Below are 19,088 nucleotides of genomic sequence, written 5' to 3' on the forward strand. Positions count from 1 at the left end.
TTAAGCGTTAGCTAACTTACAGTCAGCTTAATCTTGAAAAGCTCATCAAGTCATTTTGATGGGTCTATTTAACCACTAGCGCAATACTAGGTATAGCGAAGTTCTATCACGCTTAATCTTAAGTGCGACCGTGCCTTCGGTATCTTTAAGCAGTGATTTTAGTGCTTTTAAGTTACTCGCTTTGGTGCGATTGATACCTGTAATGATGTCGCCTTTTTGCAGTCCGCTGCGGGCAGCTGGAGAGCCATTGGCAACCTCGGTAATTTCAATGCCATTGCTACCATCTTGCAGCGTTGCCCCATCAAGCATAGGGTGAAAACCGCCGCTGGCTTTCTCTACACTGTCTGCTGCGCCTAATGTGGCTTTAACAGACTCTTTATCGCCATCGCGAATAAGGTCAAACTTCACTTTAGCGCCTGCGCCCATGGTGGCGACTTTGGCGCGTAACTCCTGAAATGATTTAATCTTCTTACCATTGACTGAGATGATCACATCACCGGCTTTAATGCCAGCATCATCGGCAGCGCTGTCAGGTACCACTTCGTTAACGAATGCACCGTGTTGTGAATCTAAACCAAAGGCTTCAGCAAGCTGTTTATCTAAATCACGCCCAGCAACGCCTAACACGCCGCGGCGCACTTCACCGTGTTCGATGATTTGACCGACCAAGTTATTGACCATATTGGCCGGAATAGCAAAGCCAATACCAACGTTACCGCCAGTTGGCGCTACAATGGCAGTGTTAATGCCAATCAACTCACCATTGAGGTTTACTAGTGCGCCACCAGAGTTACCGCTGTTAATTGCCGCATCGGTTTGGATAAAGTTCTCAAGCATTTCAATGCCTAGGCCGCTACGACCAAGTGCGCTGACAATACCTGAAGTGACTGTTTGCCCCAGACCAAATGGGTTACCAATAGCGACAGCGAAATCACCTACGCGGATAGAATCGGTATCGGTTTGTTTAATCTCAGTTAGGTTATTGGCATCGATTTTTAGCAGCGCGATGTCTGATTCAGCATCTTCCCCAATCAATTCTGCTTCAATTTCACGGCCGTCATAAAGACCAATTTGGATATTGTCGGCACCATTAATCACGTGTTGATTGGTCACGATGTAGCCTTTGTCGGCATCAATAATCACGCCGCTACCAAGGCCTCGAAATGGACGTTCGCGAACCTGCTCTTGCGGCGCATTTGGGCCAAAGAAGTAACGGAACATATCTGGAATTTGCTGCTTTGACACTTGAGTGCCAGACACTGCAACCGACACTACTGCTGGTGTGGTTTTTTCTAACATTGGAGCCAGGCTAGGTAAGGTTTGACCGTTGACAGAGTGAGGCAATGCAGCTTGCGAAACCACAGGGCTTAAGGCTAATGATGCGGTCAGTACGGCTGCTGATAATAGGCTTAATTTGGCTTTCATGGACGTATGGCTCCTAGAGACATTATTACTATTCGCTATGTTGGTTACCCTAACAACCCTAAAACTATTTACGTGAGTTAAGGCGACTGCGTTAATTAATTAATCAAGTGTAGGCGATTGATCGATTGTTTACGCGTTACTAGTTGATATAGCGGTCGAATGTCAAAATTCAAAGTTAAAATTTTTTAATCAATACGAGAGGTTAATAAGACTTAAGCCATTAGCCTCGTAAAAGATTAATACGTTACCGATTGAGATTGTTGATCAGCTATCAAGTTCCGAAGGGATTAACAAAGGTTAATTAATTTTCTGCACTAGTTAATCAGCGTGGTGAATGGTGTTATTATTCTGAGCATTATTAAGCCGTTAAGAGAAGTTGTTTTGTCGCAGTTAACCCCGTGGGAGCATTACCAGCAAGATCTCACTCGAGAAGACTTTTCGTTTGACCCAGCCCAAGAGCAAGCCGTTAAAGCGTTGCAGCGCGTATTTGACGATATTGTCAAAGTGGCGAACAAACCCCAGTCAGGTATTGGTAAGTTGTTGGGGGGCTTATTTGGCAGCTCATTTGACAAGAATAAAGCTGAGCAGGTACAGGGCTTATATTTGTGGGGGGGCGTTGGGCGCGGCAAAACTTACCTAATGGATACCTTTTATGATGCCTTACCTGGTGACAAAAAATTAAGAGCGCATTTTCATCGCTTTATGCATCAGTTACATCATGAGTTAGATCAGCTTAAAGGCGTACAAGACCCGCTGGTGTCGATCGCCAGTAAAATGGCGAAACAATACCAAGTGATTTGTTTTGATGAGTTCTTCGTCTCAGACATTACTGACGCAATGCTGCTGGGCACCTTGTTTGAGCAACTGTTTAAAAACGGTGTAGTACTGGTCGCAACGTCGAACATTATTCCTGATGACTTATATAAGAATGGTTTGCAACGTGCTCGCTTTTTGCCGGCCATTGCGCTGATTAACAAACATTGCCAGGTATTAAATGTGGACTCAGGGATTGACTATCGTTTGCGCACGCTTGAGCAAGCTGAGATTTATCATTACCCGTTAGATGAACAAGCCGACGTTAACTTGCTTAAGTATTTTGCGCAGCTTGCGCCTGAGTCTGAAGTGCTAAATGATCCCATTGAGATCGACGGCAGGCATATTCCGATCCGTCAGCAATCACAAGGTGTGTTACTCGCCAACTTTCGCGACTTATGCGATGGGCCTCGATCGCAACGAGACTATATGGAGATCGCTAGGGTTTATCATACTGTATTATTAAGCGGTCTTGAGCAAATGGGGGCGCAGTCAACAGGTGATGATATTGCCAGACGTTTCCTTGCCATGGTTGATGAGTTTTACGAGCGCAATGTGAAGTTGATTATCTCGGCTGAAGTCGAGCTTGAGTCGATATACACTGACGGTCAGCTAAGTTTTGAGTTCCGCCGGTGCCGTTCGCGTTTAATCGAAATGCAGTCTCACGACTACCTCACTTTAGAGCATTTGCCGTAGCGGATCTGCGGCAAATTCGGCTTATCTAATAAATCACCATTTTTCTTTCAAAAATCAGGTGATTTTTAATGCGATATTACGTATAATCCCCCACCTGCCCACGTTACTCCGCCATGTGAGGCGGAAGTTATAAGCCAGAATTCTTGCTCGAAGGGGCATGGAATCGGCATCTTTGTGTTGTTTGTAAATGCAATCAACATGTGTGACAGAATTTAAACTTTGGGTTTTTTGAAATAATGAAAACTTTTACTGCTACACCAGAAACTGTAACTCGTGACTGGTATGTCGTTGACGCAGACGGCAAAACTTTAGGTCGTATCGCTACTGAAATTGCTGCTCGCCTACGTGGTAAGCACAAGCCAGAATACACTCCTCACGTTGACACTGGTGATTACATCATCGTTATCAACGCTGAAAAAGTGACTGTAACTGGTAACAAAGCTGCTGGTAAGACTTACTACTCGCACTCAGGCTTCCCAGGTGGCATCAAGCAAATCAGCTTTGAGAAGCTTCAAGCTCACAAGCCTGAAATGATCATCGAGAAAGCAGTTAAGGGTATGTTACCTAAAGGTCCTTTAGGTCGCGCTATGTTCCGTAAACTAAAAGTTTACACTGGCGCTGAGCATAACCACGCTGCACAACAACCACAAGTTCTTGATATCTAAACGGGAGTAAGAAATGTCTGCATCTCAGTACTACGGCACTGGCCGTCGCAAAACTTCTACTGCTCGCGTATTCGCAAAAGTAGGTAGTGGCAACATCGTTGTTAACCAACGTCCTCTTGATGTTTACTTTGGTCGTGAAACGGCTCGTATGGTTGTTCGTCAACCACTAGAGCTAGTTGAAATGACTGAAAAACTAGACATCTACGTAACTGTTAAGGGCGGTGGTACTACCGGCCAAGCAGGTGCTATCCGTCACGGTATTACCCGTGCACTGATGCAACTAGATGAATCTCTACGTCCTACTCTACGCGCTGCTGGTTTCGTTACCCGTGATGCTCGTGAAGTTGAGCGTAAGAAAGTTGGTCTACGTAAAGCACGTCGTAAGCCACAATTCTCGAAGCGTTAATTCGTTTTTGGAATTACGAAAGCCCAGCTATATGCTGGGTTTTTTATTGCCTGGAATTTACCCTTGGTGGCAAACTAGCAAGGGGATGTAGTTTCTTTAGAGAACAACAGCTTTGGGTAACAAATGAGTAAGTTGCAGCTGAAAAGATAAGGAATTGATATGAGTTTCGAAACAATCATGGTGGCGATCGCTATGGTTTTGATCCTCGAAGGGATCGGGCCAATGATCTTCCCTGAGCAGTGGAAAAATTATTTGCTAGAGATTTCTAAGCAAAATCAAAACGTACTCAGACGTTTAGGTGGATCTTTATTCACGGCGGGTGTGGTTTTGTTGATTATTTTTTCATAAAAAACTTGCCTTTGCCCCCTAAAAATCTGTTAAAATTCCCCTTTATACCACAACCTTGCAGCAAACAATGGGCAAAAATGTAGTCGTACTCGGCACCCAGTGGGGTGACGAAGGCAAAGGTAAGATTGTCGACCTTTTAACAGAACAGGCAAAATACGTAGTTCGTTACCAAGGCGGCCATAATGCCGGCCACACTCTGGTTATCGATGGTGATAAAACCGTTCTTCACTTAATTCCATCTGGGATCTTACGCGATAATGTTAAATGCATTATCGGTAACGGCGTTGTGCTAGCTCCTGATGCATTAATGAAAGAAATCAACATGCTTAAAGAGCGTGGTGTGCCGGTTGAAGACCGTCTTCTGATTTCTGAAGCTTGTCCGCTTATTCTTCCATTCCACTGTGCACTGGATATTGCTCGCGAAAAAGCGCGCGGTAACAATGCAATTGGTACGACTGGTCGCGGTATTGGCCCTGCATACGAAGATAAGATCTCTCGTCGTGGTTTACGTGTAGGTGATCTATTCAATGCTGAGCTATTTGCTAAGAAGCTTGAAGAAGTAATGAAGTACCACAACTTCATGCTAACCGAGTACTACGGCTGTGAAGCTGTTGATTACCAAAAGACCCTTGAAGATGCATTAGCTATTGCTGATTACTTCAAGAGCATGTGTGTTGATGTTACTGAGCTACTTGATACTGCACGCAAAGCAGGTGAGCCAATTCTGTTTGAAGGTGCTCAAGGTACTCTGCTTGATATCGACCACGGTACATACCCGTTTGTAACTTCGTCTAACACTACTGCTGGTGGTGTAGCGACAGGTTCTGGTTTTGGCCCACGTCACCTAGACTATGTACTAGGTATCATGAAGGCTTACACCACACGTGTAGGTGCGGGTCCATTCCCAACTGAATTAGACAATGAAATCGGTGATTACATCGGTGAGAAAGGTCAAGAATTTGGTGCAACGACTGGTCGTAAGCGTCGTCCAGGTTGGTTAGACGTTGTGGCAATGCGCCGCGCGGTTCAAATCAACAGCATCAGCGGTTTCTGTTTAACTAAACTAGACGTACTTGACGGCCTAGAAGAAGTTAAGATTTGTGTGGGTTATCAGTACCCAGACGGCCGCGTAGAGAAGGTCACGCCACTAGCAGCAGAAGGCTATGAAGAAGTCACTCCTATCTACGAGTCTATGCCTGGTTGGAAAGAAAACACCTTTGGTGCAACTTCTGTAGATCAGCTTCCTCAAGCAGCACTTAACTACATCAAGCGTGTAGAAGAGCTACTTGAAACACCTGTTGATATCATCTCAACTGGTCCAGATCGTAACGAAACCATGACTTTAGTTAACCCATTTAACTAAACTCAATTCGTTACTAAAGAGGCCGCATTAGCGGCCTTTTTTATTGAACAAAGCAAAAGATCGCGCTTAAGAAATGCGCTATACTGCCGATGCAAAGAGTAATGTCACTGTCACCGAGACTCACTATGCTACGACTACTTGTATTGGCTTTATTGATACTTCCATATTCTCTATATGCTCAAACTGACGAAACTGTTAGTCAGCAGCAAGCTGGAGAAGAGGTGAGTAGCGAGCCAATGGCTGACGATAGTGCCTCAAGTGAGCAAACACCTGAAGATATGGGCGGTGAAGGCGCAAGTGAACCCTTGGCTAGTACAGGTGCAACGGTGCAAGACATGGGAGGCGAAGGTGACATAGAAGCCTATGACATCTATGGCGATGAAGTTTTAACAGAGTTAATCCGCCGTGACCGTTACCTTCAGCGTGTAGAAGATGATGAATGTCAGCTAGTGCAAGATATTGAAGCGAAAGCTGAAGTACTAAGACAGCCTTTGTATCAATTTCTATGGGGCGAAATGCTAAACCATGGTGTTTGCGTTCCAAAACACTCTGCCCGTGGTATGGCTCTGCTGCAAACAGCAGCTGAGCAAGGCAGTGCAGAGGCAATGGTTAAATTGGCTGAATATTATTATTCAGGCAAATTAGTCATTACCGACAAAAACCGCGCCGTACAATATGTATTGCCAGCAGCTGCAAATGGCGATATTCGTGCACGACTTATGTTAGTGCGCTTATTCGGTGAAGGTTACGGTAGCCCGCGTGATTACGAATTAGGCTACCATTGGTTATACAATAGTTATTTTGATGACTCTGCCCAGCATAAGCAGGCGATGTCATTACTGAAAATGTTAGCGGCCAAGATGCCCGAGAGTATTGTGAAGCGGGCACAACAACCGCAGTTATATACACAATAGTGGTGCAAGCGCACCTGAAAATGGAAACTGAATGATCAAAGATCCTCATTTTGAGAGAGAGCAAGACAAGTATCAAAACCCAATCCCAAGTAGAGAATACATTTTAGACTACTTGCGTGCCCAAACTTCCCCTGTCACTCGCGACAATATAGCTAAAGCACTAAATATTACCGACGAAGAGCAATTAGAAGCACTTCGCCGCCGCCTGCGCGCCATGGAGCGTGATGGTCAGTTAGTGTTTACCCGCGGGCAGAGTTACGGTCTACCTGAGCGTATGGATTTAATGTCAGGCACCATTATCGGCCACAGAGATGGCTTTGGCTTTTTTAAGCCAGATGAAGGCGGAGATGACTTATTCGTTAACAATCGCGACATGCTCAAATACTTCCACGGTGATAAAGTCCTTGCCCAAAAAGCTGGTACTGATCGCCGCGGTAAACGTGATGCGCGTATTGTACGCCTAGTGCATGAGCGCACTGCGCCGCTTGTTGGTCGCTACCATGTAGATAGTGGTATGGGCTTTGTTATTGCTGACGACAAGCGTATTACCCAGGAAATTCTTATCGCATCAGAAGATAAGAATGGTGCCCGCGCGGGCGATGTGGTTGTGGTGGAATTGACTCGTCGCCCAGGACGCTTTGTAAAAGCCGCTGGTAAAGTCACAGAGGTGCTAGGTAAAACCATGGCGCCTGGGATGGAAATTGAAATCGCCCTGCGCAATTACGACTTACCGCATACTTGGTCGCCGCTTATTGAGAAAAAGCTGCGCAAAATTCCTGACGAAGTACCAGAAGAAGATAAGCAAGGCCGCGTTGATTTACGTCACCTACCATTAGTGACCATTGATGGCGAAGATGCTCGTGATTTTGATGATGCCGTTTATGCTGAAACTAAGCCTAGTGGTGGTTGGCGCTTATGGGTAGCCATTGCCGATGTAAGCCATTACGTGCGCACCGAATCTGCTCTTGATAAAGAAGCGCGCCGCCGTGGTAATTCGGTGTACTTCCCGTCGCAAGTTATTCCTATGCTGCCAGAGAAGATCTCCAATGGTCTATGCTCGTTAAATCCGCATGTCGATAGACTGTGTATGGTGGCGGAGATGACTATTTCTGCTCGTGGTAAGCTATCAGGTTACAAGTTTTACCCTGCGGTGATGCACTCTCATGCGCGCTTAACCTACACTCAGGTTGCCGACATGCTTGAGGGCGGTGAGGTTAAAGATGAGCATCAAGCTATCTTGCCGCACCTAAAGTGCTTGCAATCACTTTATTTAACTCTGGACGAAGTACGAGCCGATCGCGGCGCGATTGCGTTTGAAACCTTAGAGACCCAGTTCATTTTTAATGAGCAGCGTAAAATCGATAAGATTGTGCCTCGGGGTCGTAATCAGGCGCACAAAATCATTGAAGAATGCATGATTTTGGCCAATGTCGCTTCAGCTAAGTTCGTTAAAAAGCACAAAGGTGAGGTGCTGTATCGCGTGCATGAAGCGCCATCTGAGCAAAAGCTTACCCAGTTTAAAGACTTCTTGTCTGAGCGTGGTTTAACCTTAGACGGTGGACTTGAGCCGGAGCCGAGTGACTATCAAAAGCTAATGCTAGAGGTCGCAGATAGGCCTGATGCTGAGCTTATTCAGGTAATGTTGCTGCGCTCTATGCGTCAGGCAACTTATACCCCTGATAATGAAGGGCACTTTGGTTTAGCACTAGAGGCGTATTCGCACTTCACATCGCCAATTCGCCGCTACCCAGACTTAATTTTGCATCGGGTGATTAAGTTCTTACTCGCTAAGGCGCAAGGTAATGTCACTGATAAATGGACCGCTGATGGTGGTTTCCATTACGACTTAGATGAGTTAGATCAACTTGGTGAAGAGTGTTCCAACACTGAGCGCCGAGCGGATGAAGCAACACGGGATGTAAGTGACTGGCTTAAGTGCGAGTACATGCAAGATCATGTTGGCGATACCTTTGATGCCGTTGTGGCATCGGTAACCAACTTTGGTTTGTTTGTACGCTTAAATGAACTGTTCATTGATGGCCTAGTGCATATCTCAAGTTTGGCGAGCGATTATTATCAGTTTGACCCAAGTCGTCAGCGTTTAATTGGTGAGCATTCGCGTAAGATTTATCAGATTGGTGATGAAGTAACGGTAAAGGTGGCTGCTGTTAACCTTGACGATCGCCAAATTGATTTGGTGATGGAAGGTGATAATAACAAAGGACGTGGTCGCAAGCGTAACCCGAATAAACCGTTAACCGCGCGCGAGCGAGCAAACCTTGAAGGTGCAAAGCGCAGTAATGGCGATGCTAAGTCTAAGTCATCAAGCCGCCGCTCATCAGCAAGCTCAAAGTCTACTGACTCAAGAGCTAAGTCTGAGCGCAAGGGCGAGCATAAGCCAGCTAGCTCGAAAAAATCGAAAAAGGCTAGTGCTAAGAAGCGCTCGTCGAAAAAATCCACTGCCAAACGCAGTAATAGAAAGAAATAGGCAGTTAGAGAAATAAACCATGAAAAAACAAGAGATGATTTTTGGTATTCACGCGATTAAAGCATTGCTGGATAACAGCCCTGAGCGCGTGATTGAAATGTGGGTTTTACAAGGCCGTGATGACGAGCGTTTGTTACCTGTGATTAAAGCTGCAGCTAACATGGGCGTTGCTGTGCAGCGCGCATCGCGTAAAGTGCTCGATGACAAAGCCAATAGCAGCCAACATCAAGGTGTTGTTGCTAGAGTTAAGGCGGCGAAGCAACTAGGCGAACATGACTTAGATGCACTGCTAGCCAAAACTGACACGCCATTTTTGTTGATCCTTGATGGAGTGACAGACCCACATAATCTAGGTGCTTGCCTGCGCAATGCGGACGCCGCTGGTGTGCACGGCATTATCGTACCTAAAGACAACTCAGTTGGCTTAACCGCAACGGTAAGCAAGGTTGCGTGCGGCGCAGCAGAGGCCGTGCCTTTGTTTCAGGTCACTAACCTTGCGCGAACTATGCGTCAAATTCAAGATAAAGGGGTATGGATTGTCGGTACCGCCGGTGAGGCCGATGGCAACGTATATCAAGCTGATTTAAAAGGGCCGCTTGCGATTGCTATGGGGGCTGAAGATAAAGGTCTTCGTCGCTTAACCCGTGAAAGTTGCGACTCTTTGGTCTCGATTCCAATGGCGGGTAGCGTGTCTAGCTTGAACGTATCGGTTGCTACAGGCGTATGCTTATTTGAAGCGGTCAGGCAGCGTTTAGCTTAAACTGACAAGCTTAGCTGCAAGCAAAACGCCGTATGTTTATATACGGCGTTTTTTGTTTTCTTGCACAGTGATTTCAGCTTACTGGTAGGTATAAAGTAGGTTAAAAGTGGTAATGGTATCTAACTGCTTAGTATCAGTTGGCACTGTTGTGTTGTATTTAAAGTTCATACCCACTTTAAATGCCCAGTCCTGAATAAATGTATTCTTGTAACTTAAGTCTAAGGTTAGAGTTGAGTTGTCTTTACCCGCTTCAGCGGTAAAGTCAGCATTAAAGCTAGTGTATTCTTGCAGCTTTAATGAGTACTTGGCTGCTGAACGTAAAATCACGTTACTATTAGCGCTTGGATCTGGCTCAGATTCAGTTGCAATAGGGATATCGTAACGGTAACCAGGACCCATCTCTAAGCTCAGTGTGTGTTTGCTGTCTGAAATTACATCAAAACCGTAACCCGTTGAGATTGTGCTAATACGAGTAAACGAACCAAACTTATCCCAGGTTAATTCGCCGCGACCATATAAATAGGCGTCGTCAAACTTGTAGTTAGACTGCAGGTAAAGGTCAAACTTTTCTGCGGTTGACGAACCGTCATCTGCCGCGTAGTAAGCTTTAAAGGTAGCCTCTTGCTTAGCTTTTTCAGTGTCGTAAGTGATGTGAGTGCGACCATTAAAGTTCTGTGTTGAGTTGTTGCCACTATTTACTTGCAAACCAGCCTCAATTTCAGCGTAGATATCGCTAGGTGGTTCTTTATAATCAGGTGGTACTAGCGCCCAGGCTGAAGACGGGAACAGTACTAACGCAGTTAAATAACACAGCTTGTTCATGAAGTTTTATCTTTTTATTCTCATTATGGCTTAGCTTTTAGCGCCATCATCATACCGCTTAAGGGTGCGACTGCAAAGGGATTGCATTAAAGCGAATTACTCGCTTGAGTTTTAGGTAATAAGGCTGTAGAATCGCGCGCTCAAATCAGTCACTTTATTTAGTTCCTTGCCTCAAACTTGGTATGACTGAGCCAAAACGAGGCTACATAACCGTAAGGAGCAATAAATGCGTCATTACGAAATCGTATTTATGGTTCACCCAGATCAAAGTGAACAAGTCCCAGGTATGATCGAGCGTTACACCGGTGTTATCACCGCTGCTAACGGTACAGTTCACCGCCTAGAAGATTGGGGCCGTCGTCAATTGGCTTACCCAATTCAAGACCTACACAAAGCTCACTATGTTCTTATGAACGTAGAGACTACTGCAGAGTCTGTAGAAGAGTTAGAAACAGCTTTCCGTTTCAACGACGCTGTTCTGCGTAACATGGTAATGCGCACTAAAGCTGCTGTTACTGAAGCTTCTCCTATGGCTAAAGCAAAAGAAGAGCGTGACTCACGTCGTGCACCTGCTGCTGAAGCTAAAACAGAAGAAAGCGCTGAAGAAAAAGCTCAATAATTTTCTGTGAATAACCACTTAATGTTGTCGGGCGAAATTAAACGCGCCAGACAATTTGAAAGCCCAAGCGGAATCGCCCATACGGTGTTAACCCTTGAGCACAGATCGCGAAGATTAGATGCAGATTTACCACGAAACGTGTACTGCCTAATACAAGTGATATTGAGTGGAGAGCGCCTCAACAGCGCAACAGATAAATTTAAAGCTGGTATGCAAGTTGATGTGGAAGGGTACCTTTCATTGCAACAAGGGCGAAATGGACAAAACCGTTTAGTCTTGCATGCTGAAAATGTCGAATTGAAAACTTAGGAGACTGTCAAAATGGCACGTTATTTCCGTCGTCGCAAGTTCTGTCGCTTCACTTCTGAAGGCGTTACAGAAATTGATTACAAAGATATCGTAACTTTAAAGAACTACATCACTGAAAGCGGCAAGATCGTTCCTAGCCGTATCACTGGTACTAGTGCTAAATACCAACGCCAACTAGCTCGCGCAATCAAGCGTGCTCGTTATCTTTCTCTTCTGCCATACACTGATTTACATCAGTAATTGCAGACCAGATACAAGAGGATTAGATAATGAACGTTATTCTACTTGATAAAATTGCTAACTTAGGTGGCCTAGGCGACCAAGTTTCTGTAAAAGCTGGTTACGCACGTAACTACCTTCTACCACAAGGTAAAGCGGTTGTTGCTAACGCTGCAAACGTTGAAGTTTTCGAAGCTCGCCGTGCTGAGCTAGAAGCTAAATTAGCTGCTGAACTAGCAACTGCTAACGAGCGCGCTGAAAAGCTTGCTGCTCTTGAAGCTGTTGTTATCGCTTCTAAAGCTGGTGAAGAAGGTAAACTATTCGGTTCTATCGGTACTCGCGATATTGCTGATGCAGTAACTGCTGCTGGTGTTGAAATCACTAAAGCTGAAGTTCGTCTTCCACTAGGTGCACTACGCACTACTGGTGAGTTCGAAGTTGAAGTTTCAGTTCACACTGAAGTTCAAGCTACTGTTACTATCTCTGTAGTTGCAGAAGACTAATAGCTAACTGCTTTTAGTTAAAAACACCGCCAATTGGCGGTGTTTTTTTATGTCTGCTTTATACCAATTAGCACAAGTATGTGATGATTAACTCTTACTGGTGAGAATGGCTTATAACTGCGTTAGACATTTTGTAGGTAGAGTAACTAGCTAGCTGCAATTTCCGCCTTGTTCTAAGCAATTTTTCATACGTAATTTCTGAACACTTATTTATCCCAATTGGTATTACAAAAAAGCGGATAAAAAAGCAGGTTAATGTCACCATTAACCTGCTTTTGATATATCTGAAGGCAACCGATTTAGTCTTTAACTAAATCAAGCTCCTCCATTAGATTGTCAGCATTATCCACTTTATCCATCATCCACAAAATGTAGCGCACATCTACGTGAACTGCGCGGGTGATGGTTGGATTGAAGAACCAATCTTTGGTAATGGCTTCGTAGGTAGAGTCAAAGTTCAAACCAACTAGCTCACCTTGGCCGTTTAGTACAGGTGAACCAGAGTTACCGCCAGTGGTATCAACACTTGATAGAAAGTTAACTGGCACCGAGCCGAACTCATTTGGTTTAGCTTCACAAGACATCAGTTTACAGAACCATGAGCGTGGGTCTTGGTAAACCGAACCAATTCTATGCTCGCCATAGTCATTAGCTTTAATCGCATTTAGTACTTTCTCTGGTGCGTTAAATGGCTCAACACCTGTGTGCTTTGCGACAATGCCTTCTAAGCGCGTAAACGGCTGCTTGTAAAGCGCATCTGCCGATTGATAACCATCAACCATGCCATAGGTAATCCGCAGCGTGCCGTTGGCATCTGGGTATACTGGCCAGTCATTGGCTTTGTAGTAGTTAATCACTGCAGCCATATACGCTGGGCGGGCAACAGACAGCTTACCGCGTAAGGTCTTCTGCTCTTGCTCAAGTTGCATATTGGTCTCGTGCAGGGCAACGGCTAAGCGAATGAATGGGTCGTTACTGCTCTCGAAGTCCGCAGGCGATTTATCCATCCAGGCAAGGCGCGCGCTTTGATCGGTAAGCTCAGTTAACGCATAAAATCCTGCAACCTTATTGCTTAGATCTTCGTCGCTACTTGCGCGGCTAAGGGCGTTGTCTAATACCTTCACTTTCAATGGCTGATCAACATACTCATTGAGATCTTGCAGCCACAGCGTTTTATCTACATTGGCATCAAAGCTGGTATCGATACGTTTTAGGCGTGCGGTAAACATTTTCATGTCACGTTCTTGATAGCCCGCTTCGCGATCAGCGTCATCTTTTTGCTTCTCTTTAGCTAGGCGGTATAAGCTTTTAGCCGCGCTAAGTAGTGTGCTCGATTGCGCATTTTCAAAGTAGTAGTTGGTTTGGGTTAGCTTGTGCTGCTTGGCTAGCAGTGACTCAAGCTCTGCAATAACCTGTTGATTGGCATTCTTGTCTTGCTTTAACCAGGCAAGGAAATCATTTTCACGATTTTGTTTAATGCCAACAATATCAGTCGCTTTAAAACCATCAAGCAAGCCGTTGAGCTTTTTCATGCGGTTTGCCATTGAAGCAAGTGTGCCCGCATATTTAATCTTGATGCCATTATCTGCAGCGCCCATTTGTTCAATGGTGTCGATTTTTTGCTGATAGTGAGCAGCATAGGTTGGATATAGCCACTGGCTGGCAAATTCTAGCTCGCTGGTTAAGCGGTAGCGGCTAGTCGAGCCTGGGTAACCAGCAACAAATACACCGTCACCGGCTTTAACGCCGTTTGCGTTAATTTTTAGATAACTTTTCGGCGTGTAAGGGACGTTGTCTGTAGAATAGGTCGCTGGCTTACCGTCTTTACCTACGTATGCGCGTAAGAAGGTAAAGTCGCCTGAGTGACGTGGGTATTCATAGTTATCAATATCACCGCCAAATGCACCAACACTTTCAGGTGGCGCGTACACTAAGCGCACGTCACGGATGATCAACTGCTTACTCAGGTAGAACTCTAGACCATTGTGAAAACTACTGACTGAGCAGCGATAATTGTCGTCTGATTCACATTCTTTAATCAGTGCTTTTTTATTGCGCTCAATACCCTGATAGCGAGCAAGTGGCTCATCACTCAGGTTGGCATTAACCTGCTTAGTCACATCAGTAACTGATTCAGTAATGTATAAGCGCTCATTTGGGCCTGCTGATGGCTCTTGTTGTTGGCTCTTGGCTAGGAAGCCTTCTGCAAGGTAATTGTGCTCAGTATTACTGTTATATTGAATGGCTCGATAGGCACAATGATGGTTTGTGACAACAAGTCCTTGGGGCGATACAAAACTGGCTGTACAATACCCGAGTCCAACCACTGCATTCATTGGATACTGGCTTAAATCGGCGAGTTGTTTTGCTGGAATGTCGATGCCGCGATGTTGTAATTTGTCGGCAATAGAGGGCATTTGATACGGTTGCCATTGTCCTTCGTCGGCGAAAGCTAAGCCCGATGAAAGTGTAAGGGCGGCAATCAATGCAATACGCATGTTTAATCCTTAAATCTTTTATTTATTGTCGTATTGTTGGTGTTGTTAAGGGCTTATTCAGCGCCTTTAAAATAACCTAGGTGTTATATCATATTTTTTATTTGTCTGGGGTGTGTTTAACCGGGCAAACAGACGTGTTTAATCAGGTATTTGTAAGTTGTTATGTCTTGCTCAAGCCATAAGCTCATAATACTTTGGGTTAATCACTAAGTTTTGTTTTATTGGAGAGTCAATGTCTCAGAAAGCGCCATTTAGGCCAAAAAAACAACCAACTGATGCAGAAGTTAATGCGCTAAAACTGCCGCCGCACTCGATAGAGGCTGAGCAGTCAGTGTTAGGTGGCCTGATGCTAGACGCCGATGCATGGGACAGGGTTGCTGAAGCCGTAGTGGCAGAGGATTTTTATTCTCGCTCTCATAAGATGATTTTCAATGCTATGCAGCGCCTAATGGAAGCAGGGCAACCGATCGACTTGATCACAGTGTCTGAGCAATTAGAAATTGAAGATCAGCTTGAAGATGCGGGCGGTTTCGCCTATTTAGGTGAGATTGCTAAAAACACCCCAAGTGCGGGCAATATTTTATCGTATGCAGATATTGTGCGTGAGCGTGCGGTCGTGCGTGACATGATTGGCGTAGCCCACGAAATTGCCGATGCTGGTTATAACCCTGAGGGGCGTGACTCAAGCGAACTGCTCGACCTTGCAGAGAGTAAAGTCTTTAAGATTGCCGAGATGCGCGCCAACTCAAATGAGGGCCCTGAAGGCATTAAAACCATTTTGGAAAAAACGGTTGATAAGATTGAAGAGCTTTATAACAACCCACAAAATGGTGTGACTGGGGTATCGAGTGGCTTTCGCGATCTCGATAATATGACCGCGGGCTTCCAGTCTGGTGACTTGATTATTGTTGCTGCTCGTCCATCTATGGGTAAAACCACCTTTGCGATGAACTTGTGTGAGCAAGCAGCAATGAACGAGAAGCATCCTGTACTGATTTACAGTCTGGAGATGCCGTCAGAACAGATCATGATGCGTATGCTGGCATCGTTAGGCCGAGTTGACCAAACGAAAATCCGTACTGGTCAGCTAGATGATGAGGATTGGGCACGCGTGTCATCTACCATGGGGCTGATGCACGAGCAAGGCAAGATGTACATTGATGACAGCTCTGGCCTAACTCCAACTGAAGTACGAAGCCGTGCTCGTCGTATTGCACGAGAGTATGGTGGCTTGTCGATGATCATGGTCGACTACCTGCAGCTGATGCAGGTGCCAGCGCTAAAAGATAACCGTACCCTAGAGATTGCCGAGATTTCTCGCTCATTGAAAGCACTAGCGAAAGAGCTCGAAATCCCAGTGATTGCACTGTCGCAGCTTAACCGCTCCCTTGAGCAACGCGCTGATAAACGCCCAGTCAACTCCGACTTACGTGAATCAGGCTCGATTGAGCAGGACGCCGACTTGATTATGTTTATTTACCGTGACGAAGTGTATAACGACGACTCGGAAGATAAAGGCACTGCCGAAATCATTATTGGTAAGCAGCGTAACGGCCCAATTGGCCGTGTACGGTTGGTGTTCCAAGGTCACTTCTCTCGCTTCGATAACTACGAAGGCCCGCAAATCGAAGAAGATTAATTTCATTGACTGCTGGGTGAATACTCACGCTCAGCAGTTAATCTCGTTCTACACTAACAGAGTTGGTTAGTTGTCATTAGTAGTTGTTAAAGGTAGAGATATTTGAAACCGTTCCCTCGTGCTGAGGTTAGTCGCCAGGCACTGCAGCACAACCTGCAACGTATTAAACAAATTGCGCCAAACAGCAAGATCATGGCTGTAGTGAAAGCCAATGGCTATGGTCATGGCTTATTAAATGTGGCTCATAGTGTGTGCTGCGAGCAAGGACAAGCGGATGGCTTTGGTCTTGCTCGTTTAGAAGAAGCCCTGCAGATGCGCGGCGGCGGCGTTAGTGCGCGTTTGTTATTGCTTGAAGGTTTTTTTCGTCAAGCCGACCTGCCTTTATTAATCGAGCATGATATTGAAACTGTTGTGCATCATGAGTCGCAGCTAGAGATGTTAGAAACAGTCGAGCTTTCTGAGCCAGTGACGGTTTGGCTTAAACTTGACTCTGGCATGCACAGACTTGGTTTTTCACTTGCTGATTTTCAGCAGATGTATCAGCGTTTACTTGCTTGCCCTAATGTGCAAAAGCCAGTTCATTTAATGACGCATTTTGCCTGCGCCGATGAGCCAAATAATGCAATGACCACTAGGCAAATTGAGGCTTTCAATAACCTAGTTGCAGATTTAGAAGGCGATAAAACCCTAGCTAACTCTGCAGGCACACTTTTTTGGCCAACTAGCCAGGCTGACTGGGTGCGCCCAGGAATCGCCCTTTATGGAGTCTCTCCCGTGATTGGCGATCGCGGTTATAAGCATTACTTAGTGCCTGCAATGGAGTTAATGTCTCGCTTAATTGCTGTTCGTGAACTAAAGCAAGGTGAGAGTGTTGGTTATGGCGCACATTGGGTATCGAGCCGTGATACTCGTCTGGGCGTGGTCGCAATTGGTTATGGTGACGGGTACCCGCGTAATGCACCAGAAGGAACGCCTGTGATGATAAATGGCCGCAGGTTGCCGATTGTCGGCCGGGTATCAATGGATATGTTAACTGTCGACCTTGGGCCAGATGGTCTAGAGCAAGTAGGGGATGATGTTCAATTATGGGGCAAGGAGTTAGCCGTTGAAGAAGTTGCTGAGCATATAGGCACGATTGCCTATGAGCTAGTGACTAAGTTAACGCCGCGAGTTGCGGTTGAGTTACTCGATTAAGGTTACGGAAATGCTTATCAATAGGGCATTAGTAGCTGCGTGTATGTGCGCGGTGACTGTTGTTTCCCAGCAAACTCATGCTTCAAGTGAAGCTATTATACCGACTTCATTTGCTAGTGAAGCTGAAGTAAGCACTGACGCGAATGCTAGCGCTGATGAATCTAGCGATACCCCTAAACCGAGTTATCAGGCAGAAGTAGAAGTTGTTCCTTTCATTTTTGCCACTGAAACCCTAAGCACAGCTTTTGGTGGTGCAGGCGTGATTAAACACGCTGGTCAAGCTCAGGCGACGGCTTTGGGGGTAGGGCTATACACAGCTAACGATAGTTGGATGGGCTTTTTAGGCTTATATAACTATCAACTTCCAGGTGCAGAGCAATGGCTATTCTCTTTTGAAGCATTTCAAGGTCATTATGAACAAGGTATTTACTTCTTAGAGCCCCATGAAAGTCCGCGCGGTGAAACTGAAAAAGTTATTTCTGTCGGTGATGAAGGTTTTGCCAAATTACATATTGAGTATGTACTACCGATAGCATCGGGTAAGCAGGGCGCAGCGAGAAGCCTCGCAAGACGACAAGCTGAAGAGATAAGTTGGAATCCGCTCGAGTCCGGTGTGTCCAGTGTGAAGCTCACTCCCTTTGTTAAAAATCGCAAGCTGGAAGTCAACGAAACTCTGCCAGACCTTGCTAAAGGTGCTGAGTTACTATTTGAATGGGATAACCGGGATACCAGTAAAGACACACTTAAAGGTGGTCGCACTAGCTTAACCTTTACCTATGGTATGGCCATTGACGACCAACCAGATTGGAGTATTTGGGAGTTTGAGCAAAGCGCATTTTTCCCGCTTGGCTCAAATAAGTGGCTAAGCGAGCAAGTACTTGCGGCTAATGTTTATGTTGCAGACACGCCCAGCTGGAATAAGCAAGATGGCACCACAGGTAATTACCATCGTCCACCCACGTTTGCAGGTGTTGGTTTAGGTGGTTTTGATCGTTTGCGTGGTTATTCATCAGATCAATTCACTGGCCGTAGCGCGGTTAACTACTCTTTAGAATATCGGGTTAAGCCTCACTGGCAGCCACTACAAAACTGGCCAGTATTTAATTTATACAAGGTACCTTGGTGGCAATGGGTTGTATTTGGCGAGATGGGTAAGGTGGCAAATAGCTTCTCAGCCAGTGAGTTGCATACTGACATGAAGTACGTAATGGGCGCAGGTGTGCGCTTCGAGGTAGAAGATATTGTGGTGCGTTTGGATTTAGCTTCCAATACAGACGAAAACCAATTTTGGGTAATGGTGAACCAAGCCTTCTAAAACAGGCGAACGTTTAAGGCTATATGTAAAGTGCTAACTGTATAGCAATGACATTACCTCGTTTAGAAAACCTGCGTAATAAATTACAAAAA

Annotated in this window: 18 protein-coding genes; 15 read left to right on the top strand and 3 right to left on the bottom strand. The window is 45.5% G+C overall.

The window, feature by feature from the left end; genetic code table 11:
- Positions 1-75: 75 nt before the first annotated feature.
- Positions 76-1,425, bottom strand: a complete 1,350-nt coding sequence (locus G3R49_RS02500; protein WP_167868549.1) for a DegQ family serine endoprotease — start codon at positions 1,423-1,425, stop codon at positions 76-78.
- 381 nt (positions 1,426-1,806) lie between these two features.
- Between G3R49_RS02500 and zapE the strand changes: the two genes are divergently transcribed.
- The 8 genes from zapE to rlmB all read left to right on the top strand — a co-directional run bounded on the left by zapE (position 1,807) and on the right by rlmB (position 9,878).
- Positions 1,807-2,934, top strand: coding sequence for a cell division protein ZapE (gene zapE / locus G3R49_RS02505; RefSeq protein WP_167868550.1), 1,128 nt, complete (start codon positions 1,807-1,809; stop codon positions 2,932-2,934).
- Between the two features lie 236 nt (positions 2,935-3,170).
- Positions 3,171-3,599 (top strand): 50S ribosomal protein L13, encoded by a 429-nt coding sequence (gene rplM / locus G3R49_RS02510; RefSeq protein ID WP_130598570.1) that lies wholly within the window; start codon positions 3,171-3,173, stop codon positions 3,597-3,599.
- A 13-nt stretch (positions 3,600-3,612) separates the two neighbouring features.
- Positions 3,613-4,005, top strand: a complete 393-nt coding sequence (gene rpsI / locus G3R49_RS02515) for a 30S ribosomal protein S9 (RefSeq protein ID WP_130598568.1) — start codon at positions 3,613-3,615, stop codon at positions 4,003-4,005.
- A gap of 159 nt (positions 4,006-4,164) precedes the next feature.
- Positions 4,165-4,353, top strand: coding sequence for a DUF2065 domain-containing protein (locus tag G3R49_RS02520; protein WP_130598566.1), 189 nt, complete (start codon positions 4,165-4,167; stop codon positions 4,351-4,353).
- 67 nt (positions 4,354-4,420) lie between these two features.
- On the top strand, positions 4,421-5,716 hold the full coding sequence (locus G3R49_RS02525; protein WP_167868551.1) for an adenylosuccinate synthase: 1,296 nt from the start codon (positions 4,421-4,423) through the stop codon (positions 5,714-5,716).
- A 335-nt stretch (positions 5,717-6,051) separates the two neighbouring features.
- A complete protein-coding gene (locus G3R49_RS02530; protein WP_245335255.1) occupies positions 6,052-6,630 on the top strand; it encodes a tetratricopeptide repeat protein in 579 nt (192 codons plus the stop codon).
- 31 nt (positions 6,631-6,661) lie between these two features.
- Complete coding sequence (rnr, locus tag G3R49_RS02535) at positions 6,662-9,118, top strand: ribonuclease R (protein WP_167868552.1); 2,457 nt, start codon at positions 6,662-6,664, stop codon at positions 9,116-9,118.
- Positions 9,119-9,137: 19 nt separating this feature from the next.
- The gene (rlmB, locus tag G3R49_RS02540) at positions 9,138-9,878 is read left to right on the top strand and encodes a 23S rRNA (guanosine(2251)-2'-O)-methyltransferase RlmB (RefSeq protein WP_167868553.1); all 741 of its coding nucleotides are present in this window, start codon (positions 9,138-9,140) and stop codon (positions 9,876-9,878) included.
- A gap of 78 nt (positions 9,879-9,956) precedes the next feature.
- Here the strand turns inward: rlmB and G3R49_RS02545 are convergent, their stop codons facing one another.
- Complete coding sequence (locus tag G3R49_RS02545) at positions 9,957-10,700, bottom strand: YdiY family protein (protein ID WP_130598558.1); 744 nt, start codon at positions 10,698-10,700, stop codon at positions 9,957-9,959.
- A gap of 226 nt (positions 10,701-10,926) precedes the next feature.
- On the opposite strand from G3R49_RS02545, the gene rpsF reads away from it, so the two are divergent.
- From rpsF to rplI, 4 genes are read left to right on the top strand one after another with little or no spacing between them, the layout of a single operon-like run.
- A complete protein-coding gene (rpsF, locus tag G3R49_RS02550) occupies positions 10,927-11,319 on the top strand; it encodes a 30S ribosomal protein S6 (protein ID WP_130598556.1) in 393 nt (130 codons plus the stop codon).
- A gap of 21 nt (positions 11,320-11,340) precedes the next feature.
- Complete coding sequence (gene priB / locus G3R49_RS02555; protein WP_130603295.1) at positions 11,341-11,628, top strand: primosomal replication protein N; 288 nt, start codon at positions 11,341-11,343, stop codon at positions 11,626-11,628.
- Between the two features lie 12 nt (positions 11,629-11,640).
- Positions 11,641-11,868 (top strand): 30S ribosomal protein S18, encoded by a 228-nt coding sequence (gene rpsR / locus G3R49_RS02560; RefSeq protein WP_130598554.1) that lies wholly within the window; start codon positions 11,641-11,643, stop codon positions 11,866-11,868.
- Positions 11,869-11,897: 29 nt separating this feature from the next.
- Positions 11,898-12,350 (top strand): 50S ribosomal protein L9, encoded by a 453-nt coding sequence (gene rplI, locus G3R49_RS02565; protein ID WP_130598552.1) that lies wholly within the window; start codon positions 11,898-11,900, stop codon positions 12,348-12,350.
- A 299-nt stretch (positions 12,351-12,649) separates the two neighbouring features.
- On the opposite strand, the gene G3R49_RS02570 is transcribed toward rplI, so the two are convergent.
- The gene (locus tag G3R49_RS02570; protein ID WP_167868554.1) at positions 12,650-14,848 is read right to left on the bottom strand and encodes a S46 family peptidase; all 2,199 of its coding nucleotides are present in this window, start codon (positions 14,846-14,848) and stop codon (positions 12,650-12,652) included.
- A 232-nt stretch (positions 14,849-15,080) separates the two neighbouring features.
- On the opposite strand from G3R49_RS02570, the gene dnaB reads away from it, so the two are divergent.
- From dnaB to G3R49_RS02585, 3 genes are all read left to right on the top strand, one after another.
- The gene (gene dnaB, locus G3R49_RS02575) at positions 15,081-16,487 is read left to right on the top strand and encodes a replicative DNA helicase (RefSeq protein WP_130598548.1); all 1,407 of its coding nucleotides are present in this window, start codon (positions 15,081-15,083) and stop codon (positions 16,485-16,487) included.
- A 102-nt stretch (positions 16,488-16,589) separates the two neighbouring features.
- Positions 16,590-17,681 (top strand): alanine racemase, encoded by a 1,092-nt coding sequence (gene alr, locus G3R49_RS02580; protein WP_167868555.1) that lies wholly within the window; start codon positions 16,590-16,592, stop codon positions 17,679-17,681.
- A 10-nt stretch (positions 17,682-17,691) separates the two neighbouring features.
- Positions 17,692-18,996 (top strand): hypothetical protein, encoded by a 1,305-nt coding sequence (locus tag G3R49_RS02585; protein ID WP_167868556.1) that lies wholly within the window; start codon positions 17,692-17,694, stop codon positions 18,994-18,996.
- Positions 18,997-19,088: the final 92 nt, after the last annotated feature.

The sequence above is a fragment of the Shewanella sp. WXL01 genome (assembly GCF_012263345.1).
GTDB lineage: Bacteria > Pseudomonadota > Gammaproteobacteria > Enterobacterales > Shewanellaceae > Shewanella > Shewanella maritima.